Annotated in this window: 1 pseudogene; it reads left to right on the top strand. The window is 55.0% G+C overall.

Annotated elements, in window-relative coordinates:
- Positions 1–678, top strand: a pseudogene (locus CA598_RS32600) (hypothetical protein); the annotation flags it as partial.
- Positions 679–812 lie beyond the last annotated feature (134 nt).

The raw sequence follows: 812 nt of genomic DNA, 5'->3' as shown, positions 1-812 counted from the left end.
GCGAAGACGAAAGCGTACGAAGCGGAGAAGACCGCAGCCGAAGCGCAATACAGCGTGTTAACGGCGGCATTTGATGCGTACTCAGGCGATATTAAATCGATAGAGGACGGAATCGCGGCGTACCGTGTTAGCGCAAGTGGCAGCGCGAATAACGCGATCCTTACAGAGCTCGACGGATTCCTTACGCAATATCGCGCGAAAATGGCGTCGATTACGCAGATCAATGCGGAGTCGAAGAAGGCGTCCGACCTCGCCGAATATAACGCGAATAAAACCGCATGGACAGCGGCGAAGGCGAGCGGTAATACGGCGGAGATGGCGCGGCTTAACGCACGTAACGAGGAGCTACGGAAACTATACGGAGTATCTTCGGATACTGGCGCGTTGCAGGCGTTTAAGGACGGCGGCATCGTTAAGGGCGCACATGGCGTGGCTGTTCCGGTTATAGCGCACGCGAGCGAGATGTATCTTAATCCGCAGCAGCAAGCGACGCTGTTCGATATGATCGCAAGCCCGCGCATTTCACCGCAAGCGCCTGCGTCAGTTACGAATATTACGCAGCATATCGATCTCGGCGTAGATGAAGTTACACTCGCGGATAAAGCCGATATCGCTACGTTTTACGACGAACGGACTCGCGCGCTATCCCGCCTGCAATCGATGGGGGTGAAGGAATAGTGGCATACGATGTAGCGGTAAATGGCGTTTGGCTATCGGAGCACGGAGCCGCGCTATACGAACGTAACTTGCCGGTGTTGCCGGAGACCGAAGACAATACGGTTAAGCTCGCGAATACGGATGGCGTCGTTGAT

Source organism: Paenibacillus sp. VTT E-133291, from assembly GCF_002264395.1.
Taxonomy (GTDB): domain Bacteria; phylum Bacillota; class Bacilli; order Paenibacillales; family Paenibacillaceae; genus Paenibacillus_AQ; species Paenibacillus_AQ nitricinens.
The sequence above is the reverse complement of the archived record's forward strand: the minus strand, read 5'-3'. Positions and strand labels throughout refer to the sequence as shown.